The 24,491-nt window shown below is 60.1% G+C and carries 23 protein-coding genes and 1 pseudogene; 8 read left to right on the top strand and 16 right to left on the bottom strand.

The genetic code is table 11. The features are described 5' to 3' along the window. Positions 1-17 precede the first annotated feature (17 nt). Positions 18-1,835 carry a DUF4153 domain-containing protein gene (locus HV796_RS27020; RefSeq protein WP_217478007.1) on the bottom strand — a complete coding sequence of 606 codons (1,818 nt, stop codon included), beginning with the start codon at positions 1,833-1,835 and terminating at the stop codon, positions 18-20. Positions 1,836-2,139: 304 nt separating this feature from the next. Here HV796_RS27020 and HV796_RS27015 point away from each other — a divergent pair, with 304 nt between their 5' ends. Then, positions 2,140-3,600 carry a PAS domain-containing sensor histidine kinase gene (locus tag HV796_RS27015; RefSeq protein WP_175229556.1) on the top strand — a complete coding sequence of 487 codons (1,461 nt, stop codon included), beginning with the start codon at positions 2,140-2,142 and terminating at the stop codon, positions 3,598-3,600. A gap of 165 nt (positions 3,601-3,765) precedes the next feature. Here HV796_RS27015 and HV796_RS27010 read toward each other — a convergent pair whose 3' ends face one another. The 5 genes and pseudogenes from HV796_RS27010 to HV796_RS26990 form a co-directional block, all read right to left on the bottom strand. Further along, positions 3,766-4,956 carry a GDSL-type esterase/lipase family protein gene (locus HV796_RS27010; RefSeq protein ID WP_175229555.1) on the bottom strand — a complete coding sequence of 397 codons (1,191 nt, stop codon included), beginning with the start codon at positions 4,954-4,956 and terminating at the stop codon, positions 3,766-3,768. A gap of 744 nt (positions 4,957-5,700) precedes the next feature. Next, positions 5,701-5,937, bottom strand: a pseudogene (locus HV796_RS27005) (carboxymuconolactone decarboxylase family protein); the annotation flags it as partial. A 125-nt stretch (positions 5,938-6,062) separates the two neighbouring features. Next, a complete protein-coding gene (locus HV796_RS27000; RefSeq protein WP_246356059.1) occupies positions 6,063-6,557 on the bottom strand; it encodes a GNAT family N-acetyltransferase in 495 nt (164 codons plus the stop codon). A gap of 150 nt (positions 6,558-6,707) precedes the next feature. Next, entirely contained in the window at positions 6,708-7,286 is a 579-nt protein-coding gene (locus tag HV796_RS26995; protein ID WP_175229553.1) for a TetR/AcrR family transcriptional regulator, read from the bottom strand. A 115-nt stretch (positions 7,287-7,401) separates the two neighbouring features. Beyond that, the gene (locus tag HV796_RS26990) at positions 7,402-7,977 is read right to left on the bottom strand and encodes a helix-turn-helix domain-containing protein (RefSeq protein WP_175229552.1); all 576 of its coding nucleotides are present in this window, start codon (positions 7,975-7,977) and stop codon (positions 7,402-7,404) included. Positions 7,978-8,255: 278 nt separating this feature from the next. Here HV796_RS26990 and HV796_RS26985 point away from each other — a divergent pair, with 278 nt between their 5' ends. Together HV796_RS26985 and HV796_RS26980 are read left to right on the top strand one after the other, a co-directional pair. Next, positions 8,256-9,401 (top strand): trans-sulfuration enzyme family protein, encoded by a 1,146-nt coding sequence (locus HV796_RS26985; RefSeq protein ID WP_175229551.1) that lies wholly within the window; start codon positions 8,256-8,258, stop codon positions 9,399-9,401. Positions 9,402-9,431: 30 nt separating this feature from the next. Next, complete coding sequence (locus HV796_RS26980; protein ID WP_175229550.1) at positions 9,432-10,676, top strand: MFS transporter; 1,245 nt, start codon at positions 9,432-9,434, stop codon at positions 10,674-10,676. A gap of 51 nt (positions 10,677-10,727) precedes the next feature. On the opposite strand, the gene HV796_RS26975 is transcribed toward HV796_RS26980, so the two are convergent. Continuing rightward, positions 10,728-11,666: a homocysteine S-methyltransferase family protein gene (locus HV796_RS26975; protein WP_175229549.1), complete on the bottom strand. Its 939-nt coding sequence runs from the start codon at positions 11,664-11,666 to the stop codon at positions 10,728-10,730. A 188-nt stretch (positions 11,667-11,854) separates the two neighbouring features. Continuing rightward, on the bottom strand, positions 11,855-12,142 hold the full coding sequence (locus HV796_RS26970; RefSeq protein WP_175229548.1) for a DUF4148 domain-containing protein: 288 nt from the start codon (positions 12,140-12,142) through the stop codon (positions 11,855-11,857). 402 nt (positions 12,143-12,544) lie between these two features. Here HV796_RS26970 and HV796_RS26965 point away from each other — a divergent pair, with 402 nt between their 5' ends. Then, a complete protein-coding gene (locus HV796_RS26965) occupies positions 12,545-12,769 on the top strand; it encodes a DUF2798 domain-containing protein (RefSeq protein WP_175229547.1) in 225 nt (74 codons plus the stop codon). Between the two features lie 141 nt (positions 12,770-12,910). Here HV796_RS26965 and HV796_RS26960 read toward each other — a convergent pair whose 3' ends face one another. The 5 genes from HV796_RS26960 to HV796_RS26940 form a co-directional block, all read right to left on the bottom strand. Beyond that, positions 12,911-13,342: a hypothetical protein gene (locus HV796_RS26960; RefSeq protein WP_175229546.1), complete on the bottom strand. Its 432-nt coding sequence runs from the start codon at positions 13,340-13,342 to the stop codon at positions 12,911-12,913. A 607-nt stretch (positions 13,343-13,949) separates the two neighbouring features. After that, a complete protein-coding gene (locus HV796_RS26955; RefSeq protein ID WP_246356058.1) occupies positions 13,950-14,762 on the bottom strand; it encodes an isocitrate lyase/PEP mutase family protein in 813 nt (270 codons plus the stop codon). Between the two features lie 63 nt (positions 14,763-14,825). Continuing rightward, positions 14,826-15,350: a 3-isopropylmalate dehydratase small subunit gene (locus tag HV796_RS26950; RefSeq protein ID WP_175229544.1), complete on the bottom strand. Its 525-nt coding sequence runs from the start codon at positions 15,348-15,350 to the stop codon at positions 14,826-14,828. Between the two features lie 7 nt (positions 15,351-15,357). Further along, the gene (locus HV796_RS26945) at positions 15,358-16,614 is read right to left on the bottom strand and encodes a 3-isopropylmalate dehydratase large subunit (RefSeq protein WP_175229543.1); all 1,257 of its coding nucleotides are present in this window, start codon (positions 16,612-16,614) and stop codon (positions 15,358-15,360) included. A 223-nt stretch (positions 16,615-16,837) separates the two neighbouring features. After that, the gene (locus tag HV796_RS26940) at positions 16,838-17,734 is read right to left on the bottom strand and encodes a LysR substrate-binding domain-containing protein (RefSeq protein ID WP_175229542.1); all 897 of its coding nucleotides are present in this window, start codon (positions 17,732-17,734) and stop codon (positions 16,838-16,840) included. Between the two features lie 155 nt (positions 17,735-17,889). Between HV796_RS26940 and HV796_RS26935 the strand changes: the two genes are divergently transcribed. Next, positions 17,890-18,306 (top strand): ester cyclase, encoded by a 417-nt coding sequence (locus HV796_RS26935; protein ID WP_175229541.1) that lies wholly within the window; start codon positions 17,890-17,892, stop codon positions 18,304-18,306. Positions 18,307-18,480: 174 nt separating this feature from the next. Beyond that, complete coding sequence (locus HV796_RS26930) at positions 18,481-19,338, top strand: SMP-30/gluconolactonase/LRE family protein (RefSeq protein ID WP_175229540.1); 858 nt, start codon at positions 18,481-18,483, stop codon at positions 19,336-19,338. A gap of 192 nt (positions 19,339-19,530) precedes the next feature. On the opposite strand, the gene HV796_RS26925 is transcribed toward HV796_RS26930, so the two are convergent. Then, positions 19,531-20,433 (bottom strand): SDR family NAD(P)-dependent oxidoreductase, encoded by a 903-nt coding sequence (locus HV796_RS26925; RefSeq protein WP_175229539.1) that lies wholly within the window; start codon positions 20,431-20,433, stop codon positions 19,531-19,533. A gap of 250 nt (positions 20,434-20,683) precedes the next feature. Here HV796_RS26925 and HV796_RS26920 point away from each other — a divergent pair, with 250 nt between their 5' ends. Further along, positions 20,684-20,965, top strand: coding sequence for a hypothetical protein (locus HV796_RS26920; protein WP_175229538.1), 282 nt, complete (start codon positions 20,684-20,686; stop codon positions 20,963-20,965). Positions 20,966-20,970: 5 nt separating this feature from the next. Here HV796_RS26920 and HV796_RS26915 read toward each other — a convergent pair whose 3' ends face one another. Together HV796_RS26915 and HV796_RS26910 are read right to left on the bottom strand one after the other, a co-directional pair. After that, complete coding sequence (locus tag HV796_RS26915) at positions 20,971-21,411, bottom strand: MAPEG family protein (protein ID WP_217478005.1); 441 nt, start codon at positions 21,409-21,411, stop codon at positions 20,971-20,973. A 326-nt stretch (positions 21,412-21,737) separates the two neighbouring features. Continuing rightward, positions 21,738-22,670, bottom strand: a complete 933-nt coding sequence (locus HV796_RS26910; protein ID WP_175229537.1) for a LysR family transcriptional regulator — start codon at positions 22,668-22,670, stop codon at positions 21,738-21,740. Positions 22,671-23,053: 383 nt separating this feature from the next. On the opposite strand from HV796_RS26910, the gene HV796_RS26905 reads away from it, so the two are divergent. Beyond that, positions 23,054-24,490, top strand: a complete 1,437-nt coding sequence (locus HV796_RS26905; RefSeq protein ID WP_175229536.1) for an NAD-dependent succinate-semialdehyde dehydrogenase — start codon at positions 23,054-23,056, stop codon at positions 24,488-24,490. Position 24,491: the final 1 nt, after the last annotated feature.

The following is a 24,491-nucleotide window of genomic DNA, read 5'->3' as shown; positions in this document are numbered from 1 at the left end:
TGTTACGCCAGTCGCCGCTATTTCGAGCACGCTTCGCCGTGCGCCGGCGTCGCCTCGACTTCGACGCGTTCACCATTGACCTGAATGTCTCGAAGCCGCGGTTCAACGAGCTGAAAAGTCCCCTTCGCCAACGCATCGCGAATCGCAGCGCAGTCCGGTGCGATCGAAAACGTGCCGACCAGTTGCCAGTCTCCATCGCTGGGCTGGTCAAACACGAATCCAATATTTCCGCCGTTCGGGAAGAGCACAACATTAGACTTGTGATCGCCGGTCAGGTCGACGAGGTAAGCGTCACACGTCACCGAGCCAAAGTTCAGGCAGCCTGGAAGCATCCACTTTTGCGCGGCGCGCTTCCAGTCCTTCGACAGAAAGGACGCCGGAACCGGCTGCCCGGGCGTGCGCGACACGATGTTCAGGGTGAGCGTCGCGGCATCCGGACGGGCTGCGCCCAACAGGCCCGGGCTGGACTGCCGCGCAGCCTGTGCGCTCAATTCGCGGACGGTCGCGGCATTCGGTGCCTGCGTCTCCCCCTGCAGGCGTGCGAGCGCCTGCAGTCCGTATCTCGCGGATCGGTATCGCAAGAAGTTGTAATCGAATTTCTCGGGCGCAACCTTACCCGCGAGGAGACGGTCTACCTGGCTGTCCACGGACAGACGTGCCGGGTCGGCCAACGGCGTGAATACCGCAACGAGGACGGCGACGGATACCCACGCGGTGATCACGTTCACGGGCGCGATCTTCGCGAGCGTGTCGGTGCGAGCAAGCGCCGCCCACGCATAGCCGATCGCATAGAAGTAAGCCACGAACGTTCCCGCGCAGGCCAAAATGCGGTGCGGTGTGAACCCATACTGCTCAATACGCAGCGCGAGCGCGTAAGTCGCCAGTATCACCAGCACGGGCAGCATCAGACATGAAATTCTCATGCAGACGCGCAGCACTCGCGGTGCGGGATCGGACCCTGGTCCGCCCTTGAAGACAGCGTTCAGCAGGACTATTTTTAACGCCGCGACGCCGAGCAGGATCCATGTGGCCGATCGCGTGGCCCATAGCAACCCGAGTCCCGTGAACGGCAGGGATGCGAGGAATCCGCCAACGATCACCACGAGGACCAGCAGCAGCCACGAAAGCAGCGACAGCACCAGCGTGCGCGAGCCCCGGATAATGTCCGGCCTCACGTCGGTGATGTGCAACGCTGACGCGAACGCCATCGCGCTCACGGGAATGTTGAACCACGATTCGCGCAGGAGTTGCTCGAGGAAATGCAACTTCAGCAACAGGAAGAGCGCTGCTCCCAGCCAGAGCACAAGAAAGAGCGCGCATACGAACAACCCGGACAGGCACACCTGAAGCCCGAGTTTCCAGCTGAATTCGAAGTACGACTCGTACGGGGCAAACCACGACCTTGCGGCCTCGCCGGCGAGAATGAGGCAATACGCGATAAAGACACTCACGCCGCTGTAGAAGGTCACGGCCACTGACGGCAGCGAGACCCCGTTGCGGCCGAATGCTTGCATACCGACCATTTCAGCGCCTGCCGATCGCCACGCATCGTGACAGCCAAGCATTGCCACCACTGCGGCGAGCACGACGGCCCACAGCGCGAGCCGAGGCCCCCTCATTCGCTGCAGGCCGACGATAAGCGCTGACGGGATGAGTAAGGTAACAAGAAGCAACGGAAAGAATAGAAGCGGGATAGTTGCGATGCCGCCGCCATTACGCGCGGCGTTCATGAGCAGATACAGGACAAATCCCTGGAGAATGCCGATGAAGAGCCGCGGCGCGAAGAGATCTCGACCTGGAGCAGCGTGCAGTGTCGCCTGTTGATTATTTTGCATATCCATCCCCGCTTTCCCGAATATGTTTTCTTCTACGGCCGCGCCGCCCTGACCTCGCGCGCAAACGCCGTGTTCGAGTGCAAAGCGATTATATGCGACGGATCCCTGCCCCAGTGTCCGGGAGTCGATGAGCACATGCGTCAATTGCTGACGATCTGTCTTCCGCAGGAGTCGCCCTTTCTCAACGTGTTTGCTATGCTTAACGTATAAACTCAATTCCCGCACTGCGCATTGTTCACTAAGATCGGACGATATGCCTGAGCCGCCCAGCACATCCGCGCGAAACGCACAACCCGCGGGCGATGTGGAGGCTGGCGACATCCGTGCTCTGCTGGATGCCATTCCCGCCTTGGTCTGGCGGGCCTGCGCGGATGGGTCGATCAATTTCGTCAATCGCCGCTGGATCGAACATACGGGCCTATCGCTCGACGAGACGCGTGGATGGAAGTGGACCGACGCGATCCACCCGGAAGATCGCCCGCAACTTGTGCTTAAGTGGCAGACAATCCTGAAGTCGGAGCAACCCGGCGAGGCGGAGGCGCGTCTGCGACGGGCGGACGGCGCATACCGCTGGTTTCTGTTGCGCTGTGAACCGCTGCGGGACGGGCATCAGCAGATCATCGGATGGTGCGGAACGAACACCGATATCGAAAACCGCAAGCGTGCCGAATTCGATCTTTCCCACATCAAGCAAATCCTCGATGAGACGCAGCAGATGACCCGATGCGGAAGCATGGGGCTGAACTTTTCGACGGGCGAAGTTTTCTGGTCGGATGAAGGCGCCCGCATATTCGGCTTCGAGCCTGGCGAGCAACCGCCCGTGGAGCTGATCTGGCAGCGGTTGCATCCGGACGACCGCTGGCTCTCCGTGCGCTCGGTCGAACGCGTTCGCCGAGGCGAGCCCGATTCGGACTACGACGTCCGCCTTGTGATGCCCGACGGAACGATCCGGGTTGTGCGTCGCGTCAGTCATCCCCCCAGCGGCGGCGCGGAGCCGGGAACCAGCATGTGTGCGGTCATCGACGTTACCGAGGCCAGGGCAGCGGAGGCTGCGTTGCAGGAAGCACAAGCGGAACTTGCGCACGTGACACGCGTGACGTCGCTTGGAGAACTGGCGTCTTCCATTGCTCACGAAATCCTTCAACCGCTTTCGGCCATCGTCACGTTGGGAGAGGCTTCTCTTCGCTGGCTCACGCGACAACAGCCGAACATCGCGGAAGCGCGCTTTGGTCTGGAACAGATGATCGCCAGTACACGTCGTGCCACTGAAATCGTCCACCGGGTTCGCGCGCTGTCGAAAAAACACACGACTGAAAGCATCGCGTTTGAACTCAACCCGGTGCTCGAAGATGCGCTTACCCTGATTCGAGGCGAACTGGTACGCAAGGGCGTGTCGTTGCAACTGGAACTCGAGCAAGGGCTGGGTGCCGTACTCGGCGATCGCGTTCAGTTGCAGCAGGTCGTCATCAATCTGGTCATGAATGGAATTCAGGCGATGGACGGAGTCGAAACGGAGCGTGTGCTAACGCTTCGGTCAAAATCTTGCGACCCCCACCGTGCGGCCGTCGAAATCGAAGACCGCGGACGTGGCATCTCCGCGGCCGCTGGTGAACGTCTGTTCGAACCATTCTTTACCACCAAGCCTGAGGGCCTGGGTATGGGGCTGGCTATCTGCCGGTCGATTATTGACGCTCATGGGGGGCGCCTCTGGTTCACCCGAGCGCAAGTCGGCACCGTTTTTCATTTCACGCTTCCAAAGAACTAAACGTTATGCAGTACTGAAGCGATGCCGTCCGGTCCATGGTATGGGACGGGGTCGACCAGTGACTCCTCCGACTGCGGCGCGGATTGCATGATCAGCACGGACCCGGCCGCCGGCCGCAGTCGTTCGCCGTGTTGCTTCGCACCGAACGGCCGCCCCGTTCCTGGTTCAGATCGCTGGCGGAAACGGCAGTGAATTGCAGGGCGCGGCCGGTTGCACGGTTTTGCCGAATATCACGTCATAGGCCACCGTCCCCATTGCTGCATAGCCCTGGTTGTTCATGTGAATGGGGCTTTCGGGATCGTAGCAGGCAGTCGCAATGCCCAACGGTGTGATTGACGGATTCCCGACCACGGCCGAGAAATCGATCACGCCATCGTAGTGGCCGGCCGCCTGTATCCATGCATTCAACTGCTGACGTTCGGCCTCGTTGGCCGGCGTATAGAAGCCTGTTGAAACCGGTTGACCGTTGGTTCCGACAATGTCGCCGATCGGTGTGTTCACACCACCATACACCTTGATGTGCTGCGCATGCGCCTGTTCGATCAGAATCTGGTAGCGCGCGATGATGTCATCCGCCGAGTGGCCGCCCAGGTCGTTGTCGCCCGCGAGAATCACAATGTCGGTCGGGTTGCGTGACAGTACATCCCGCTGAAATCGGTCCAGCAGATCGACACCGCAGCACCCGGGGCCGGCCGCGGTCGAATTGAATAGCGAATTGCCGCCTATGCCCGCATTGCCGACGGCGACCGTATCGCTGCCCGCATTCGCGAGGCTCGCCATCACAGCCGGCCACGGATGCTCGATGCCGACCGCGCCTCGCCCATCCGTAATCGACTCGCTCATGGCGATAACGACCCGCGTTTGTGCGGGCACCTGCACCTCGACTTCACTCAGGCTGAATGTCCCGTTGAACGTTTCAAACGAAAGGTTCGAGAATGACGCGCTCGTCGCCACATTCTGGCCTCTCACCACATACAGACCTGCCAGTGGCGTCACGCTATCGGAATGGCCATCGGCGTACTGCGCCAATCCGTTGAAGTGCATCGTCACCATCAGGTCGGACAGCTTCGGCACATTCATCGGGACCGGGTCGCTTAGCAGCTCTTCCCCTGGCGGAACTTCGGCAAACGTCTCTCCATTATTGAACGTCACCTGATGAAGGCTTGTCGTATCGATAGCAGTGGGATCATTCGCGTTGCTCGTATTGGGCAACGCAACGTTTGCCGAATCGACAACCATCATCTGCGTACCGAAGATATTCGACAGCCGGATTCGCACACCGGTGCCGCCCGCGCTCGTATGGATGCGCGTGCGAGTCGTGTCGGAATCGAAATTCTGCAAGCCGTTCTGCAGCATCGCGGCTTCCCACGTGGTTGCCCACCGGGTTGCCGGGGCCGCTGCGGTTGATTGGGGCGACTGCTGGGCCAGTGCACTGGCGGACCCCGACTGTGGATCAGAGCCTCCACCGCATGCGCTCAGTAAGCCGCTGATCAATACGGCCGGTATCAACCAGCTCCTGCCTTGACGCAATAGGGATTTGCGTCGATGTTTCGCGATCGAGTGCAGCATGATGCCTCCTTAGGGGATAAGCTTGCCGTGATGTTTTCGTTGCCTTCGTTGCGTCCGCTTTATCGTTTTGCCTGATCGTTTTATATGCCGCGATTTGAAATTGGGTGATAACGCGGGAATGGATTGTAAAGAGCAAGGTCCGGCGTTTCGCGTCTCAATGCGAACAGACGTGCAGGATTTCGCTGAGCGTTGTTGAGCGTGGCCGGCGCTGACGCGCGTGGCGCACCATCGCACTCGTCACGTGGAGCACGGACCACGACTATTCCCCGTGTTGACGCTCAGGACATTGACCCGGTATGGGCAGGATGACCGCTTCTGGAAGGCACGCAGGCGCTTGTCGCTTAGGGTCGTTCGACGCCTGCTCTCCATCACATTGCCGTTGTGGACTTCCTGCTAAAAGTCGCGGCTGGAAATCCTGTCTTTGCGGAAAACAGCCAGGAGTCGAATGGATGGGTTGCGGTTGCCGCGCGCTCAATTCCGCAGCGTAAATTTCCGGCTTGGTATCGTCTCCTCCTGAATCATCGACCCCAGTCATTCGACGGCAGGAAAATCAATCACTGTGTCATTGATACGGTTAGCCAGGTTGGTGAACGTGATGACGGCGATCGCCAGCGCGATCTCAAGGATCTGTCGTTCTGTGTAGCCTGCATTTCGCACGCGGTTGACCTCTGCTGCGTCGATGGTGCCGCTTGTTTTGATCAGCGTGCGCACGAAGCGCACCAATGCGTCACGTTTGGCATCGCCGGTCGGGTCGCCCGCGCGGATTTTACGCATGGTTTCCGGCGTGAGGCCGACCATCTGGGGTTGCACTCGAAGCTTCGTCAGCGGCGGGAGCGTTGCAATGAAGCGAAACGACACGGCGACGAGTCCGCAAGGAACAAACTCGCGGACTGTCAGACCAGTCGCTTTTCGAACCAGTGATCGGCATAGGGTTCTGCGTTAAACGCATCGACTTCAACGTATCCAGCCTGGCGGTAGAGAGAAATCGCCTCGCGTAGCGCTCGATTTGTTTCCAGGTGAATAATGCGCACTTTGCTCTGCCGAGCACGCTTCTCAGCCTCCACGATCAACCGGCGGCCTACACCCATACCGCGCGCAGAAGGACTCACCCACATCCTTTTGAGCTCGGCTGGTGACTTCTTATGAAACTTCAGCGCGACGCATCCGATCGCGCGTCCATGGAGTCTCGCGACGATCAACGCGCCCGCCGGCGCCCTGAGTTCATCGGCATCTGCCGACAGGCTGATCGACGGGTCGAATCCTGCTTCAAAGCGCTCATCAAGTTCACCGAAATACTGTTCGAAGCAGCACCGCGCGTCATCGCTGTCCGGATCCTCCAGTGCGAAGTTCACCAGGGATGGTCGTAGCAAGCGCTCGACTTCAGACATGGCTGCGACCAGTCTCCGACGTTGCTCATCGCCTAGCGGTTCGAGTACACGTGCAGCGACCGCGTCAGAGAGCCGTTCTCGAAGTAAGGTCGAAGCGCCGCAGCATGCCTACCGCCCGGACAGGGCCGCCGGGCCGGTGGGGCATTTTCCTCACACGCGCAGCAGCGCATTGACCAGGGCCGAAGCCGTGCGCCGCAGCGTTTTCCTGTCGGTGTATACGCGTTCGAGTACACCGAGCGCCCGTGTCGTGGCGACAATCAGACTCGTTGCCTCTTCCGGAGATACATTGAGCTGCGACTTGCGTTCCTCGGTATCAAGCGCCGCCAGAACAATGGCCGCCAATTCGTCGAGCATTGCTTTCAGCGCCTGCGCGACACGTGGCGACGCGGCATCGAGGTCGAACGCCGTCCTGGTAGACAGGCATCCTCGCTGAGGCGTCCCTTTTGTGATCGTGCGAATGGACACGTCGAAGAAACTGGACAGCGCCTCCCTCAGATCGGGCCTCGCAAGCGCTTTGCCCGCATCGGCAAGAAAGGCCGACGCATAGCGCCCGAAAGCCTGCACGAACACCTCTTCCTTGTCGCCGTACGCGTGGTACAACGACCCGCGTTGCACACCCGTGGCCTGCGCCAGATCCAGCATCGTGGTTCCACGAAGACCTTTGAGCCAAAAAACTTCCAGTGCCTTCTCGAAGGCTTCCTCTTCATCGAATTCGCGAGTGCGTGCCATAGCGTGATGAAAGTGAAAATGACGATTTCGGCGGCTGCGCCTTTAATTTGTCTATCTTAGACGATAACGTCAACGATCGATTCGGATAGACGTCCGGCAATCGCAGCCCAGCGACCTATCGTTTCACCAGACCCAACACGTAAACGCAAGTCGCTTTAGTCTGGTTAGCGAATTCACATGGCACGGGCGGCCCCAGTTGCAAGCAATCCCCTTTATGCAGCACATGGGCGACATCGCCTTCCTTGAACGCCAAGGTTCCCGAGGTCACCCAGATCTGTTGATGCTGGAACGTGAAAGCCGACGGCGGATAAGCGACCCGCGCGCCCGCGGGTAAGCTCACCTCCACCAGTTCGAGTATCGAGCCGTTCAACGGTGACAACACACGCCGCGTATAGCCTGTTTCCGGATCCTGCCAGACGGGCTGTGTCTGCGCCCGGCTGATCCGCTGGCCGGCCTGCTCCGCCAGTGCGAGCAAGGTCGAAAGTTGCAGTCCGAAAGCCCCCGACAGCCGGCCGAGCACGCTGGCCGTCGGACTGGCTTCGTCGCGCTCGATCTTGCTGATCATGGCCTTCGAAACACCCGATCGCTCCGCAAGTTCAGCAAGGGACCAGTTGCGCGCGATACGTTCGGTCTTGATGCGCGCGGCGATGGCGTCGGTCGGATCGCTTGTCACTCGAACTCCTTTATGCATCAGACAATATCAAAGTGCCGCCAGACAAGCATCGCGCGTTGTCGCGCGAGCCGTTTCGACACGACGATGACACCCGATTTGCCGGGCGTCCGGCTGGCTTTGCAGGAAAGCGTCAAATAAAAGATCAACTTCATTTGTGGACGATCATCTACTATAGTAGATGAAAATCGGGACGCGTATGGCGTGCCATTTCGAGAGCCAGCCGTCCAGTCGTTCGATCCGCCCGGCGTCGTACGAATGATGCGCTGAGCGCGACCACTCATCAGGAGATCCTCGCTGTGAAAGCATCCAAACGCTATCGCTTTGAAACGCTGGCCGTTCATGCCGGCCACGAAGTCGATCCCGGCACCGGCGCGGTGATTGCGCCGATTCATCTGTCAACCACGTTCGAACGCGATGCGGACGGCAGCTATCCGCATGGCTTTATCTACTCGCGCAACCACAACCCGAATCGCAATGGCCTCGAAGCGGCGTTGGCCGCGCTCGAAGGCGGCGCGGTCAGCGCGGCGTTCGGTTCGGGGCTGGCAGCGGTCACGGCGATCATGCAGGGACTGCAGCCGGGCGACCATGTGATCGCGCCCGCGGACATTTACCACGGCACGGCGAACGTGCTGAAGCATTTGTTCGCGAAGTGGCAGGTCGGGACGAGTTTCGTCGATATGACGCGCATCGATACCGTCGCGCAGGCGATTCGTCCGAACACGCGCCTCGTGTGGATCGAAACGCCGTCGAATCCGCTGCTGCAATGCGTGGATATTGCCGCACTGGCCGAGCTTGCGCATCGCGCCGGCGCCCGCGCCATCGCCGACAATACCTTCGCGTCGCCGGTGCTGCAGCGCCCGCTGACGCTCGGATGCGACATGGTGATGCACGCGACCACCAAGTACCTCGGTGGCCGCAGCGACGTGCTCGGCGGTGCCGTCATCGCGTTGCACGACGATGACGCGTTTGCCCAGGTTCGGCAGGCACAACTGTTCGGCGGAGGCGTGCCGTCACCGTTCGACTGCTGGCTCGTGATGCGCAGCCTGCCGACCTTGCCGTACCGGATGCAGGCGCATTGCGCGAACGCGCGCAAGGTCGCGGCCTTTTTGCACGAACATCCGAAGGTGTCGGTGGTTCACTATCCCGGCCTGCCGGACAACCCGTTCCACGCGCTCGCATCCCGGCAGATGAGCGACTTCGGCGGCATGCTGTCGTTCGAAGTGGCCGGCGGTAAGGACGCTGCGATGACGGTCGCGGGCAAGGTCGATATCTTCACGCGCGCGACGAGTCTGGGCGGCACCGAAAGCCTGATCGAGCATCGTGCGTCGATCGAGGGGCCGGATAGCAAGACACCGCAAGGACTGCTGCGCGTGTCGATCGGCCTGGAGCATGCCGACGACCTGATCGACGACCTGACCCAGGCTTTGGAGCACGTGCAGTAGGCCTCGATTTTGACGACACGTAGACATCACATGGCTAGATCGGTGACCCAGGCGCGCGCGTTGCTCGTCGAGCGGATCGGACCCGTCGCGACGATCTCGCTCGCGCAGCTGTTCGGCACGTCCCTGTGGTTCAGCGCGAATAGTGCAGCCAATGACCTGATGCGCGCGTGGCATGCCAGTCCAGCCGACATTGGCTGGCTGACCAGCGCCGTGCAGGCCGGCTTCATCATCGGCGCGCTTGGCATATCGATCAGCGGCCTCGCGGACCGTTTTCGCGCGAGTTCGATCTTCGTGTGCTGCGCGATTGCAGGCGCGCTATTCAATGCATGCTTCGCGTGGTTCGCCGATGACGTTGCAAGCGGAATGGCATTCAGGTTTCTGGTCGGCGTGTGCCTCGCGGGCGTCTATCCGGTGGGTATGAAGCTGATCGTCGGCTGGGCGCCCGAAAGAACCGGGCCCGCGCTTGCGCAGCTCGTCGCGATGCTGACGCTCGGCACCGCGTTGCCTCATGCGTTGAAGGTGGCCGGAGCGGATCTGCCCTGGCAATGGGTCATTGACGCATCGTCAGTCCTCGCGCTGGTCGGCGCCTTGATGATCTACGTGCTTCGTGACGGTCCGCATTTGCCTGTCGAACCTCGTGCGGCACGCAGGTTGCCCGCGTCCACCGCAAAGCCGCCTCACGTACTCGATGCGTTTCGCCATCGTGGCTTTCGCGGTGCGGCGCTCGGTTACTTCGGCCACATGTGGGAGTTGTACGCGTTCTGGACGATAGTCCCACTTTTCGTTTCCCGCGCTTCGCTCGCCACCTCCATTCATGCCGGAGGCGTCCCCGGGTTATCGTTCTGCATCATTGCTATCGGTGCGCCGGCGTGCTGGTTCGGTGGCGCGCTGTCGCGCCGCATCGGCAGCGCGAAGGTGGCAGCCGGCGCGCTCGCGATGTCGGGTGCATGCTGTTTGATCTTTGCACTTGGTTGGCGGAACTTGCCGCCCGTTGCATTGTTCGTTGTTCTGATCGTGTGGGGTGCATCGGTGATCGCCGACTCGCCACAATTTTCGGCGTTATCGGCGCAAGCGTGTCCGCGGGAACTGGTCGGCAGTGCATTGGCGATTCAGAATTCCATCGGCTTTGCCGTCACGGTCGTGTCGATCTCGGCGATGACACATCTGTTCGAGCTCATCGGGCTCGACGCCGCCTGGCTGCTCTTGCCGGGCCCCATGTTGGGCCTGATCGGCTTCGCGCCCGTTCTACGGCGTTCGGACGTTGCGCGGCGCTGAGCCGCGGTCGATTGGAGCGCGTGAAGGCGTAGCGGCCAAGCGCCGCTCGCCTTATTCGGTTCCCGCGGCAAGCCGGCGCGCCAAGGCGCGGATATGGGCTTCACTTGTCCCGCAACAGCCGCCCAGAATTTTAGCGCCACGTCGATGGAGGATTGTCATGTGCTGCGCGAAGACTTCAGGATCGTCGCCCGCAGCGTGCGATAGTTTCTCCAGTTCCTCGGGCGGCAAAGCTGACGCGTTGGCCTGCAAACCCAGCACTCTCGAAGAGTCCGGCCAGGTCGTATGGGTCGAAGCATCGAGGTAGTGACCTGGGTGCACACAGCCCACCTGATAATGCAGCGGCGGCCGCGCAACACTGGCATCGATGCGCGTAACCGCATCCGCGAGCGAGACACCGTCCGGCAAATAACCGTCTGCGTTGATGACCGGCGCAAGCACGTAAGGCAGCGTCGTCGCGGCGCAAGCCCGGGAAAGGCCGACTAACTCCTCGGTACTGGCGAAGGTTGGCGCGTACAGAACGTCGACCCCACTCCCGGCGAGGACCTCGGTCTGTGCCGCATGGTAGGCATAGGCATCGTCAGCGTCGGGCGCTCCAGCTGCATCATAGCCGTCGATCCGGGGGCCGATCACGCCCGCGACATAGACCGTCCCCTCGAGCCGCAGTGAGCGGCGCAGGTCCTGCAGAAAGACAACCGCTTCCTCATTCACCGTCTTCAAATCGTTGGGGGCCACGAAGCCCTGCTTGACCAGACCACCCGGATGGGCTCGCCATGTTGCCGTGCCTACCTGCATCGGAATGTCGTATTGCGCAGCTATTGCCATGTAGCTCTTATAGACGGCCGTTAGCGCGCGGCGGCCATCGTCTTGAAACAGCTGCACAAAGCTCGCCGAATCAGGCACAGACAAGCCGAATTCATAGACGAGGCGTGTCACGATTGCGCCTTCCGTCAGGATTGCCGGCGCTGTTTTCACTCGCTCCAGAAAGTCCATCTATCCACTCCCAGTGTGCTGCAGGTTCGTCGATCACTTTCCCACTCGATTTTGCCCGAAAGATACCGTTACGCCATAAAGCGCGCGGATTTCATCGTCGGCAACGTGGGGGCAAACAGTATTTCATAGCAGTCTGGACGGCCTTCCGTAGATCTGCCGCCGAAATAGATCGTCGGCAAACCGGGAATCTACTTCGACCTTCCGGGTACAGGCTTGCCGGACTCGGACGTACCTGCGGCACTACTCTCGTCACCGCGCGCCTTCGATGCCTGTGCGGTCCGTTCGGCAACACGACTTTCGGCTTCCTGGATATTCGCCGGGTAGTATGCCTGTGTATCGCCGCGATATCCGACCTGCTGAAGCTCGATCAGCTCGGCGCGAACCTGGTCACGCGTGACGGTGCTTTGTGATTGGGCAAACGTCATGGCCGGAGCCAGCGCGAGTGCCACAAGGGAAACGACGAGTTTGTTTTTCATGAAGGACACCTGTCCAAAAGTTGATTGCCGACGTTGGGCGATCAGATTGCCCCTCGGGATGACCTTCAGTTTAAGTACCTGTGCGCCGACATTTCAGGAATGCGGCAGACATTCACTCTTTCATCCGGTACAGGTAATCAGGAATTGAGACGCCTGACGTGTAACAGGTCGCATTGCATTGTTGACAGCACCGTCAAATATCGGCAGTATCTGGACATGCTGGATGATTTCCGGCGTTCGGCAGGGGCGTCTCTTATGGGCACCATTCGGAATATGCGCATGTTCGTTCGCGTGGTTGAAGCCGGCACGTTCGCGGCGGTCGTGGACGGTTTCCACGTCTCGCTGACGCGTGCGATGCGACGTCACCGAACATGCGACGCAAAGACTCTCTAGGTACGACTCATGCGCAAAATTCCCAGGCGCTATGGCCACTTCGTATTCGGAACGATTCAGTCCGGCATAACGTGTGCAGTCGCGTCCGCCATCGCAAACGCGCACTTCGTCACGGACGGAACGTTCGCGTCACACTGGCTGCGCTCGTACCTTTTTTCGTGGCTGGTGATGCTGCCTGTCGTCGTATTTGCGGCCCCGTTTATCCGTCGACTTGCCGACGGCATGACACGTTGATCGCGGATGGCGCTGTGCGTTAGCAGCGCAGATGACCCCAAACCTCGAATCCGAACCGCTGAACACATTCAATGCAATGCGCCGACGACTCGAGATTTCCTCACAATGTTTCGCGCATCCTCGCGCGTCGGCGAGAACGCCTCATTCATTCGCGTCAGACCGCGTACCCACTGTCGGTGGGTCGGTGCACCCGGGAGCGACCTTGCCGCACGCCATCGCAAGGGCATTGATGATGCCGGGATGGTGCAAGTGGGCCTGCTCGAAGATATTGAGGAATAGCGCGCTTTGGTCAAGATACGGCGAGAAGGTGACCACGTCGACGTCCCCGGGCTGCTGGCTGATGTACGTGTAGACGTCGCTTGACGTCAGATTTGTTTTCTCCTTGAACTTCGGCGACAGAAAGCCATACCAACAATTTTCTTCGAGCGGTGTTTGCGTCAGGTACTGGCGCATCGGCCAGTATTCGCGCCAGTCCGGTCGCTGACCCGTGTTGTCGAGGGGAATAAAATCCCGGATCCAGCCTTTGGCGCGTCTCTTCGGAATAATATATCTGGAAGACAAAAATCGACGCAACGCTGGTCAAACCCTGAACCGACACCCCGGGTTTCCCCGCATGCATAGGCATGCTAACGATATCAGGCATAATTTTAAAATAGCCTAAAATATTTCAACTCGAAGCTGATCTTTCTATTGCGCCTCAGTCGCAACCTCCAGAGCGCTCCCGAACCGGACCTAAGCTCCGCAGGTCTGCGCAAACGACAAGGAATTGATCACCATAACGATGCTCAAATTCGCTTCATTTCCTGACAACATATATTTTTAAACGATATCATGTCGCACAGATGTGGCAAATATTAAATTTTTACTTTGAAAGAAACCGAGGTTGGCATTCACGTGCCATAGGCCGCTCTGTCCGCATTAGACACGAATTAGACACTGGCGTGGCTCGTGAGGAGCAATCGTTGCAGGACGTCTCACCGAAGGAATTCCAACGATCATCGGCGCCGTCGCAATTCCCTCTTTACACCGCTTTTCATCGCGGTCAGCGTGGCGACAACAAATACACGCCATCTGCCTGCGAGGATTGCTACATCGATGACGATGCGCCGTGCCGGCAAGCCACGGTCAGATGCCCTCTCGCCGAGGCTTGCCGGACGACGACCGAAAGGATGCACCGGTACTAAGCGTACCGGTTGGAGCGTGCCGTGAAGGTGTCGTAACCCAACCTTGCCTCGAATTGATCCGCGGGTTCGAGGAGCGCGTCTGTCGCGTCTGACCTTGAAGTGGTCCGGTAGATGGACAGTGCGGACGTCAAACATCGGGCGACGGCTTGCAGGCAGAACCCGTAATCGAGAACGATGTCTGCCGCACCGTCCCATTCGGCCCGGTCGCGCACGGAAGGCAGGTTGATGGTCACATATTTCGCGGGTACGACTTTGCGAATCTCCCGCAATCTGTCGGGCGTCGCCCCATTCGCGAAAATGTACTCGATGCCGATGTCCGCAAAAGCCTTCACTCTGCGCATCGCTTCTTCCTCGTCTTGCGTGGCCCAGATCGCATCGGTTCGCGCCATAACGATGAAATCCGCGGATGAACGCGCATCGAGAGCGGCCCGCAGTTTTGCCAGCATGCTGTCGAGCGGAATCAGGCGCTGGGGAAGGTTAGTATGCTTTCCACCAGCGTGATCTTCGATGTGAATGGCGGCAACGCCCGCTTTCTCGAATTCGCGAACGGTACGCCACATGTTGCCGGGCTCGAAGAATCCGCCCTCTGCGTCCGCGATGACGGGAACAGAAACGGCGGAAGCGACCTTACCGGCGTGTTCAACCAGTTGGTCCAAGGTCGGACTGCCGACGTCCGGCATCGCATATCCCGCAGCGGCTGTCGCATAGCTGCCGACATAAACAGCGTTAAAGCCTGCCTGCTCGACCAGCTTTGCGCTAAACGCATCGTAGGCTCCGGGTATGACGAGGCTGCGCCCGTCAACCACCACTTGCGTGAGTGTCTTGCGCGCACTGCCTGACTCGACTGAAGCTAAGGAAGGTTTCATTTTCGATTACAGTGATGAGGCTTGACGGGGTAAAACTGACTGCAGATATTTGACCAACCCACCCGCGCTGATAATTTCGAGTTCGGATCGACCTGGCTTCTCGAAAGGAAGCGACTTCCCGGTAGTGAGATTCAGGATAGTTCCTTCCTCCCAGATAACTTCGATCTCGTCCCATCGGTTGACTAACGTGAGGATTCCCGGGCAGGCAACCTGAGGGAAGCCTTCGGCAATTTCGCCCCACCAGTAACCGGGCGAAAACGAATCAGCGATCACACAGGAAATCCCCAGGCTCCGCATGGCCGTCATCGGGGGATAGTGAGGATGACCGTATCCGAAGTTGGTTCCGCCGACCAGCATGTCGCCCGGTCGAACGGTATTGACGAAATCAGGATCGATCGACTTCATCACGATTCGCTTCAATTCGTCGAGGTCCTGAATACGGATATTCTTGACCCCAACAATCTGATCGACATCGAAGTCGTCATCCGTAAACGCAAAAGCGACACGGCCGCGCAGGTTTTCCAGTTTCATGGTGCTCTCAGAGGTACTTGCGCGGATCGGCGATGCACCCTTCAATGGCTGATGCGGCAACCGCGGCGGCGTTGCAAAGATAGATTTCCGCGTCGGGGCTGCCCATGCGGCCCGGGACGTTTAGCGTGCCCGTCGAGACCGCGCGCTGACCCGCCGCGATCGTGCCAAGGCGGCCATAACAATAGTCACAGCTGGGAGATGACAGGAATGCACCGGCTTCGACCAGTGCAGTGAGGAGGCCTTCACGTGACGCCTCGAGCATGATCTTCTGGCTGGTCGGGACGATATTCAGGCCAAAACCTTCGGCGACATGCCGGCCGCGTAGCACGTCAGCTGCCGCCCGGAGATCTTCGAGTCGACCGGAAGCACACGATCCAAGGTAACCCGCTTGTACCGGCAAGCCGATAAATTCCTGCAAGGACCGGGTATTCGCAGGACTCGGCGGCACCACCACGATGGGCTCGATCGTGCTCAAGTCAATCTCATGGATTGCTGCATAGCTCGCGTCTTCGTCGCTGGATAGTGGCTCGATCTGCTTTTTAGCGAGCGGCAAGGCGTAAGCGAGTCGCTCCGCATTCGGGTTGACGATCGCAGAGAGCGCACCGGTGAACATGGCCAGTCCGGTGATCGTTTGAAGGCCTTCGATGGAAATCGAGTGTAATCCGGGCCCTGCAAGTTCCAGTACCTTAAACCGGCAGCCACCGGAGCCAAGCTGACGCACGATGTGGTGAAAGACGTCTCGGGCCATGACGCCGGGCCGCAGACTGCCCTTCAGGTCGACGCGCACTGAATGCGGCACGCGCAACGAGATGTGATCGCGGGAGAATGCCTCGAGCATATTTCGATGAATGCCAAAGGCCAGCGTGCCGAATGTTCCCAACTGGCTCACGTGCGGGTCGAAATGAACAACCAGCGCGCCCGGAACGGCATATCCGACCTCAGCGGCGACCTGGTGACCAATGCCCTTCCGCTCGAACAATGGCACTGAGTTTTGCGCGGTCCATTGCCGGGTTTCGATATGAAACGCCTCTTCCTCCGTAGTGGCCGCGGGCACCATGTGATCGATAAAAATACCGAACCGGTCCGGCTCTTCCACCCTCGCGATTCCGAGCTCCTGCTTCATCTGCCGGAAGTACACGTTCGTGTACCCAGGAAAATCGTAAGCCAGCACATAGTCCGGTTTGACCATGACTTCGTCGCCCGCCTTGACTGCCGCCCTACCTGACGCGCGCGCCATGATCTTCTCTGTGATCGTGAAGCCCATGATCTTCTCCTGAATGACGCTAACTGCGATGTGCGCGAACGTCTGTCGTCAATTATGGAGATGAGGATCACGAAGTAGAAGCGCGAAATATGAATCGCTGCCAGAAGCGTGGCGACTGAACGCCGTGGTAAAGCGCGTTGATGTTTGTACGTGACGCACCGTTGCTCGCCTGCTTTTTATCGTCATACGCGCTGCTTACCGTTTCCGCACCCTACCGCCGGAACTATCTGCCGCCCGGAGTTGCGTCCAGCGTGGCCATGGAACTCTCCGTCAAGATCTCCACAAACAGGGAGATCAGTGGCCGCATGATGTCTTGTGCCACAGAATCTTCGCCGATGACGGCAACTTCCGACGTGGGTAGCGCAGGCCATTGCGCCGATGTCGGCAGTATCTTCATACCGTTTTGCAGGAAAGACTTACCCAGCACGGTCACACCCAAACCGCCCGCCACCGCGGCCTGAACGCCGACCAGATTGCTGGCGGTACAGACCGTCGTCCATTCCCGATGGGCCGCGTCCAGTGTTTCTGTCATGACCTCGCGATACCCGCAGGGCGGGCGCATCATAACCAGCCGCGCGGGACGGCCCGGATCATTGCGAAATTCGCTTCCCGCCAACCAGACGAGCGGTTCTCTCCAGATGACCCTGCCACGATGAGGCGACCCCTCCCGTTTCCTCTTCGCCAATACCACGTCCAGCAGTCCGGCTTCGTGATTCACGATCAGATCCTGGCTCGACCCGGTGGTCAACTCGAGCTGCAGATGCGGATACCGCTCGCGGACCCGCGAGAGCAGCAGAGGCAACTGCGTCTGGACCAGATTTTCAGAGACGCCCAGGCGCAAGCTCGCGAGTTGCGGCGGCTTGCGCAGATCCCGCATGAAGGTGTCGTACTGCTCCAGCAGACGCCGGCCCGCCACAAGCACCCGCTCGCCATCCGGTGTGATGCTCAGGGAGCGGCTTGTCCGCTCCATTAGCCGGAGGCCGAGGAATTCCTCCAGCCGCAGGACTTTCTGGCTGACGGCCGATTGCGAGCGGCCGACGACATCCGCGGCTGCCGTAAAGCTGCCCACTTCAGCAACGGTGATAAAGGCACGCAGCAAGTCGAGGTCGAGGGTCGCCATGGGTTTATCCATAAGTAAAACAGCTAGGTTGAATAAATATTAGTCGCTTGTCTTCTTGCTGGCAAGCATCGACAATGAATTCATAGAGTTCAACGTACGAAACAAAACGTCAGGACACCGCATTATTTATCTGATCGGACATATGGAGCATGAACATGGAGAAGAGAGATTCTGTCTCAATCGTCGAGAACTTCTGGCACGAGGTATGGAAATCGCGCAACCCTGACGCGGTGGACAGGCTGGTCGCCGAGGACTTTGTCATTACATCGGGTGGAGTGGAAATCCGCTCCCGCGGTGATTTCAAGAAGTGGATCGCCGCATTCCTCGCGAGCATCGACGACTTCAAGTTTCAGGTGATTGAGACGTTTCAGAATGAAACCGGTGATCGGGTAGTGAGTCGCTGGCGTGTGACAGGCAGAAACAACGGATTCATGGGCTCAGAGCCGTGCCAATCCCCGATCGATATGACCGGAACGGCGGTACTGCATGTCCGCGAGGATGGACTCCTGCAGCACAACTGGGTTGAGCGGAGTGCCCTCGAGGTACATCGCAGCCTGCAGGCAACGAAGTGAAGTATTTGGCCAACGCAGATCGGGATACGAGCGATCGCACGGACGCTCGTTGAGATGCGGGCCTTGAGACCGACGTGTGTGAACTGCTTTGAACCGCAGACGAATTGCCGTTGGGGTAATGGCGTCAGGTAGGACTTTGCGATTGCGGCCGCCCGGCCATGAAGGAATCTTCGCGTGAAAACACATCGACCACAGTTACTTGTAGACGACTTCGCCTTTCTTGAAGGGCCTCGCTGGTATCGCCGCCATCTATGGGTTTCAGATATTACCGACCGGAAACTCTACCGCATCGCACCGGACGGTCAGCGCGAAGTCGTTTGCGAGGTTCCGGATCGCCCATCCGGCATCGGCTTTCTTCCCGACGGTACGCCGATTGTCGTATCCATGGTGGATCGCAAGTTAATGCGGATCGTCAACGGCGAACGGGTGCTGTACGCGGATCTATCGTCGCTCGCGCCTGCAGATCTCAACGATCTCGTCGCGGACGAGCACGGTCGGATTTATGTCGGCAACTTTGGCTATGACCTGTTTGGCGGTGCTGCCAAGGAGCCCGCGGATCTTTTCGTGGTCGAGCCGGATGGCACCGCGCGCGTGGCCGCGGGAGGACTGGATTTTCCCAACGGCATGGTTCTGAAAGACGGAGGTCGGACGCTGGTCGTCGCGGAGTCGTGGTCCAATCGGCTAACTAGCTTCAATCGTGATGAAAACGGAAATCTGTCGGGCCGCCGGGTATACGCCGATCTGGGGAACAGGCAACCCGACGGAATCTGTGTTGATCGGGAAGGCGGCATCTGGGTTCCGTGCTTCAACACAGGCGAAATTCTTCGCGTGCTGGATGGAGGTGAAGTGACAGACCGGATTTCTCTCGATAACAAGCGCGCGGTCGCTTGCCAGCTTGGTGGCAGTGATGGGCGAACGCTCTTCTGCTGCACTTTTGACGGCCCACCCGAAGACCTGATGAGTGGCAAGCGCGTCGCGGCGATCTATACCGCACGTGTGGATATTCCGGGGTATGGAGACAACATCGCATAGCGCCAGATGCATCAGGCAACCATGCGATGCGAACGGACAGCACGGTTGCGACTGAATGCGCCCGATCAGCGTTGCCGCGTTGCTGTCCGCGTCTGGTCTGCTCGTGATCGGTTCCGCCGATGGTCTTGCTCGTCGATTTCATCGCGCACGGTCTCGAACGCGGTATCACCACCGGCTCCGCCCTTATCCGCGTTACTTCTTGATCACGCGCGGCTTGAGCAGATCCGACAGGCCGACGCGGTGCAGCATCTCGGCACGCACCCGGTCGAGCACCGCGAAGCCGACGTCGGCGCCGTCTTCGGTCGGGTCGATGTGCACGCGGAAAGGACGCGCGCCAAACGGTGTGTCGACGATCCTGACGATCGCTTCGGCGACGAGACCGACGTCTGCACTCGGCGGCACGATCGCAGCGAACGCCTTCTGCACCTGTTCACCGAAACCCGCATACGGGCCGGCCTCGTAGTCGGCCGCGCGCGCGGTGTCGGCTGGCGTGCCCGCGTTCGCGAAATGGTTCGTGCCGCTGGTGAACGCGCCTGGCACGACGATCGACGTCTCGATGCCCCAGCGCGACAGCTCCCGCGCGTACTGCACCGCGAGCGCATCCATCGCCGCCTTGGCCGCGAAATACGGCGCCAGGTACGGCGGCGTGCCGCCGGCGGAACTGCTGCTCGACACCCACAGCAACAGGCCCTCGCCCTGGCGACGCATATACGGCACTAGCGCGCGGTTTACACGCTGCGCGCTGAGCACGTTCACGTCGTAGAGATGCGCGTACTGCTCGGCGGTAAAGGATTCGGCCGGGCCGAACGCCATGTGGCCTGCGTTGTGCACCAGCACGTCAATGCGTCCGGCTTCTGCGATCACCTGGCGTGCAGCGGCATCGGCGGATTCCTGCAACTGGACGTCCAGCTCGACGGTGCGCAGATCCATGTTGTTGCGCTTCGAGAATTCCGCCATTTGCGCAACGACCGGCGCATTGCGCCCGACGGTATCGCGCATCGACGCATAGACGGTATGGCCGGCTTTGGCCAGCGCTTCAGCCGAAAGGCGGCCGAAGCCGCTCGAAGCGCCGGTGATCAGAACGATCTTTTTCATGATGTTTTCCTTCGCGTGCGTGGCGATCATCAAGTGCCGCATGGCACAGAACGATGCGCTTTCCCTGGACCAGGCAATCGGGTAGCAATCCACATTATTGTTTCGCAGGTGTGAGTCAATCTGATGAATATCGTTCGGACGGTTGTGCTGCACCACTTATCGCGATCAGCACGTAGATCGGCATCCGATTCAACGACTGCATTCGCTCGAATAGCGCAAGACGAGGGGCGATCGCGAAGCCTCGGGGCAGATGCCGCTGCAGCCCATCCAGAAAGGCGGGCAGCCCGTGCGTTTGGATGCGTCAGATGGCGCTGGCATATCACAATTAACGTTGACATACGTGTCAAACCAATCTACTTTATCGGTTCATATTGACATTGGTGTCAAACATGTGATCTATTTGCACGATCCTGATGGCTACGTCATCAAGTTGACGGCCCAGGTGAAAGGAGACGGGAAAGCATTGAGGATCGCTTACTCGAACGCCGAGGAATACTTGATCGGTGGCAACGCGCCAGCTACGCGTCGCTGAAACCACTAGATTCCCCCGCGCCCCTCCGCGTGAATGGCCAGGCAGATGGCCCAGACCGCTAGAGCGAGCAGCACCAGCCACGTTACCAACGCACCGATGAACTGCATCGTGAATTTCGGCCGCTCCATACCGAAGGCGTGCACGACGCGCGCCACGATATAGGCGGCGCCGAGTCCCTGCAGCCATGCCCGCGATCCGCCTGCATATTCAAGCAGCACCATCAGAATCAACACAAAAGGCGTGTATTCGACGAAGTTGGCATGAGCACGCATTCGAGCCAGCAACTCGGGGATGCCGAGGTCCCCCACTCCGCCCGGCCCGTTCACGCGAATTCGCACGCAACGGTAGGCGAGCCAAAGATTGAGCAGCGCGAACGCGCCGGCAAAGCCGAGTGAGGTAGGCAATGGCATGGCGAGAGCTTCCTGATGAGATCGCGGCGCAAGCATGGGAATGGCGCCCGATGCTGGTTGATAAGGACGCGCCCCGCGCCAGCGAAGCGCGCGTCACCTGAATGTGCATATGCATATTAAGTATCAAGAGTACAGCATAGTTGGCCATCGTGCACGCATAGGGCCGCCGAGCGAGCCGGCGGCGCAGATAGCGATACGGCTCGACACTGTTGCCCGCGCGAGGCTCGATCGTCGAATACGCGTTCTCCTATGTTCTCCAACGCCGAGTCCCTGAATGCACCACACGTGGTTAAGAAAACCGCCGGCGATATCGTGCGTTGTTGCTGTGATCCGCACTCGTCGTGGAATGCTGAACGCTGACGCTAGACATGAATCGCCAGCTCCTTGGCATAGGCGTTCAACCGGTCACCGACATGCAGCTTCAACGCGTCAATAAACCGCCTGGTTTTGGCATCGACAAATTGCCGCGATGGGTGCACCGCGTACACATTTCGCTGATGGGTGTGGTATTGCGGCAGCACGCGCACGAGCGCCCCCCTCCTGAGATCGTCGATCGCCGAAAACGCCGCGAGCAGCCCGATTCCCGCACCGTCACGCAGCAAAACCGACATTGCGTCCATGTCGTTGACGTCAAGGTGCGGGCCTGTCGGGCGGTGAATGACTCTTCCAGCCGCACTTTCCAGGTGCCATTCGTCCGGCGCGTAGTCGACGGTGCTAATCAGCAGGCAGTGGTGATCGGCAAGATCATTGGGGTGCTCCGGCGCCGGGTGTTGCGCCAGATACCCGGGCGAGGCCGCCAGAATGCAATGACTGACGCCGATCTTCTGACTCACGTAGGCCGAGTCAGGTAGCGAGCGCGCAATCACCACCGCGAGATCGAGTTGCTCTTCGAGCAGGTTGGGCAAGCGCTGCGAAAGCAGAAGATCGACCGAAACATCGGGATAGGACTCGCGATACGCGAGCGCCGCTCGCGCGACGAGGCAACGTCCAAGACCGGGCACGGCGTGGACGCGCAGGAGACCGCGCGGTTCAAGCAGCGTGTCCCGGGCTTCCGCTTCGGCGTGCTCGATGTCGGCCAGGATCGCGAGACTGCGTTCGTAGAAGCGGCGGCCCGCATCCGTGACGGCGAGCCGCCTCGTCGAACGCTGCAGCAAGCGGGTGTCGAGTGCCTCTTCGAGCGCCGAGACCGCACGCGAAATGTTGCCGACGGTGGTGTCGAGATGATTGGCGACGGCCGTGAAGCTGCCCATCTCCACCACTTTTGCGAACACTGACATGTTGTAAAGCTTGTCCATGACGGCAATTCCTGGCTTGTCCTTTCAATCGGTTGAACGCGCACCCATCGTCGCGTGCCAATACCCGATTTCCGCGTAGTCCCGGCATGATGGGCGGCTCACCTGCCTGAAAGGTGAAAGCTGTGACAGGCGATGCGACGTCCCAAGCACGTTCGTTCGCACTGACTCACCTGCGCGCAATGCCGATTTTCCCTCCAGACACAACATTCATTCTTTCGGGCTCGGCTAAATCATCGAACGCTTCAGGCCTAGACTTTGTTCCACAGTCAGCCAAACGCTGCATCACCCAATCGGGTTGCCCCAGCAAGCCGGTCGCCGCTCGAAGCTGGGCTGGCGAGTCAGTTCGGATTGCATACGACCCATCCATACCGGAGGTCTCCGCCATGAACGCCACCTACGACGCCCTTTACCTCTTCATCGACGGCGAATGGATCGCGGCGAGCGAACGCGCGACCGCACCGGTCGTCAATCCCGCTACGCGACGGGAACTGGGCCGCGTGCCACTCGCCACGGCGGTCGATCTGGACCATGCGCTGCGGGCCACGCAACGCGCGTTCGACGTCTGGCGCAACACGGTGCCGATCGAACGCGCCCGCATTTTGAAAGGCGCTGCCGATCTGATGCGCGAGCGCGCCGAACATATCGCGACGCTCATGACGCTAGAGGAAGGCAAGCCGCTCGCCGAAAGCTGGGACGAAGTGTTGCGCGCCGCCGATTACTTCGAATGGTTCGCGCAAGAGGCGCGCCGCATCGACGGCCGTGTCGTGCCATCGAACCGTCCGGGCGTGCAGCAGTTCGTCAGGAAGCAGGCCATCGGGCCCGTTGCCGCGTTCACGCCGTGGAATTTCCCGGCGATCACGCCGGCGCGCAAGCTTTCCGCGGCGCTCGCGGCGGGCTGCAGCGTGATCATCAAGCCGGGCGAGGAAAGTCCCGCGACGGCGTTGGCGCTTGCTCGCGCACTCGACGATGCGGGACTGCCAAAGGGCGTATTGCAGGTCGTATTCGGCGTACCGGATCACGTCTCGAAGCAGTTGATCGCGTCGCCGGTGATCCGCAAGGTCACGTTCACCGGCTCGGTGCGGGTCGGCCGCCTGCTGTCGGCACGCGCCGCGCAAGGGGTCAAGCCGATCACGCTCGAACTCGGTGGGCACGGTCCGGTGCTCGTGTTCGACGACGCCGACCTCGAAAAGGCCGCCGTGGAAGGCGCGGCGAACCGCTTTCGCGGGACCGGCCAGATTTGCATTTCCTCGACGCGCTTCCTGATCCAGCGCAACGTCTACGACGCCTTCGTCGGGCACTTCGTGCGCGCGGCGAAGGCGCTCAAAGTGGGTGACGGCATGGATCCGCAGACGCAGGTCGGCCCGCTCGCCAATGCGCGTCAGCTGGCCAAAATGGAAGAGCTCGTCGCCGATGCGGTGGCGCGCGGTGCGAAGGTGCTCGCGGGCGGTAAGCGTATCGACGCGGAGGGTTACTTCTACGAGCCGACCGTGCTCGCCGATGTGCCAATGGACGCACGCGTGATGCACGAAGAACCGTTCGGTCCGATCGCCGTGTTGCTGCGCTTCGACACGCTCGCCAATGGCCTCGCCGAAGCCAACCGTCTGCCCTACGGCTTGTCGGCCTACGCGTTCACGAACCTAGCGCGCACGGCAATCGACGTGGCCGATGGCCTCGAAGCCGGCATGATCGGCATTAACCAGTACCGCATCGTTGCGACGGAGCTGCCGTTCGGCGGGGTGAAGGAGAGTGGCCACGGGTCGGAAGGCGGCGTCGAAGGCATCGGGCACTACCTCACGCACAAGTTTGTCAGCCAGGCTTGAG

Origin of the sequence: Paraburkholderia humisilvae (assembly GCF_902859855.1) — a bacterium.
In the GTDB taxonomy this organism is placed as follows: Bacteria; Pseudomonadota; Gammaproteobacteria; order Burkholderiales; family Burkholderiaceae; genus Paraburkholderia; species Paraburkholderia humisilvae.
The sequence above is the reverse complement of the archived record's forward strand: the minus strand, read 5'-3'. Positions and strand labels throughout refer to the sequence as shown.

Excerpts from the sequence above, each read along its gene's own strand:
- HV796_RS27020 (WP_217478007.1), bottom strand. The coding sequence starts at position 1,835 with ATGCAAAATAATCAACAGGCGACACTGCACGCTGCTCCAGGTCGAGAT.
- HV796_RS27010 (WP_175229555.1), bottom strand. The coding sequence starts at position 4,956 with ATGCTGCAGAACGGCTTGCAGAATTTCGATTCCGACACGACTCGCACG.
- HV796_RS27000 (WP_246356059.1), bottom strand. The coding sequence starts at position 6,557 with ATGTCTGAAGTCGAGCGCTTGCTACGACCATCCCTGGTGAACTTCGCA.
- HV796_RS26995 (WP_175229553.1), bottom strand. The coding sequence starts at position 7,286 with ATGGCACGCACTCGCGAATTCGATGAAGAGGAAGCCTTCGAGAAGGCA.
- HV796_RS26990 (WP_175229552.1), bottom strand. The coding sequence starts at position 7,977 with ATGCATAAAGGAGTTCGAGTGACAAGCGATCCGACCGACGCCATCGCC.
- HV796_RS26980 (WP_175229550.1), top strand. The coding sequence starts at position 9,432 with ATGGCTAGATCGGTGACCCAGGCGCGCGCGTTGCTCGTCGAGCGGATC.
- HV796_RS26975 (WP_175229549.1), bottom strand. The coding sequence starts at position 11,666 with ATGGACTTTCTGGAGCGAGTGAAAACAGCGCCGGCAATCCTGACGGAA.
- HV796_RS26970 (WP_175229548.1), bottom strand. The coding sequence starts at position 12,142 with ATGAAAAACAAACTCGTCGTTTCCCTTGTGGCACTCGCGCTGGCTCCG.
- HV796_RS26965 (WP_175229547.1), top strand. The coding sequence starts at position 12,545 with ATGCGCAAAATTCCCAGGCGCTATGGCCACTTCGTATTCGGAACGATT.
- HV796_RS26950 (WP_175229544.1), bottom strand. The coding sequence starts at position 15,350 with ATGAAACTGGAAAACCTGCGCGGCCGTGTCGCTTTTGCGTTTACGGAT.
- HV796_RS26945 (WP_175229543.1), bottom strand. The coding sequence starts at position 16,614 with ATGGGCTTCACGATCACAGAGAAGATCATGGCGCGCGCGTCAGGTAGG.
- HV796_RS26940 (WP_175229542.1), bottom strand. The coding sequence starts at position 17,734 with ATGGCGACCCTCGACCTCGACTTGCTGCGTGCCTTTATCACCGTTGCT.
- HV796_RS26935 (WP_175229541.1), top strand. The coding sequence starts at position 17,890 with ATGGAGAAGAGAGATTCTGTCTCAATCGTCGAGAACTTCTGGCACGAG.
- HV796_RS26925 (WP_175229539.1), bottom strand. The coding sequence starts at position 20,433 with ATGAAAAAGATCGTTCTGATCACCGGCGCTTCGAGCGGCTTCGGCCGC.
- HV796_RS26920 (WP_175229538.1), top strand. The coding sequence starts at position 20,684 with ATGCCGCTGCAGCCCATCCAGAAAGGCGGGCAGCCCGTGCGTTTGGAT.
- HV796_RS26915 (WP_217478005.1), bottom strand. The coding sequence starts at position 21,411 with ATGCTTGCGCCGCGATCTCATCAGGAAGCTCTCGCCATGCCATTGCCT.
- HV796_RS26910 (WP_175229537.1), bottom strand. The coding sequence starts at position 22,670 with ATGGACAAGCTTTACAACATGTCAGTGTTCGCAAAAGTGGTGGAGATG.
- HV796_RS26905 (WP_175229536.1), top strand. The coding sequence starts at position 23,054 with ATGAACGCCACCTACGACGCCCTTTACCTCTTCATCGACGGCGAATGG.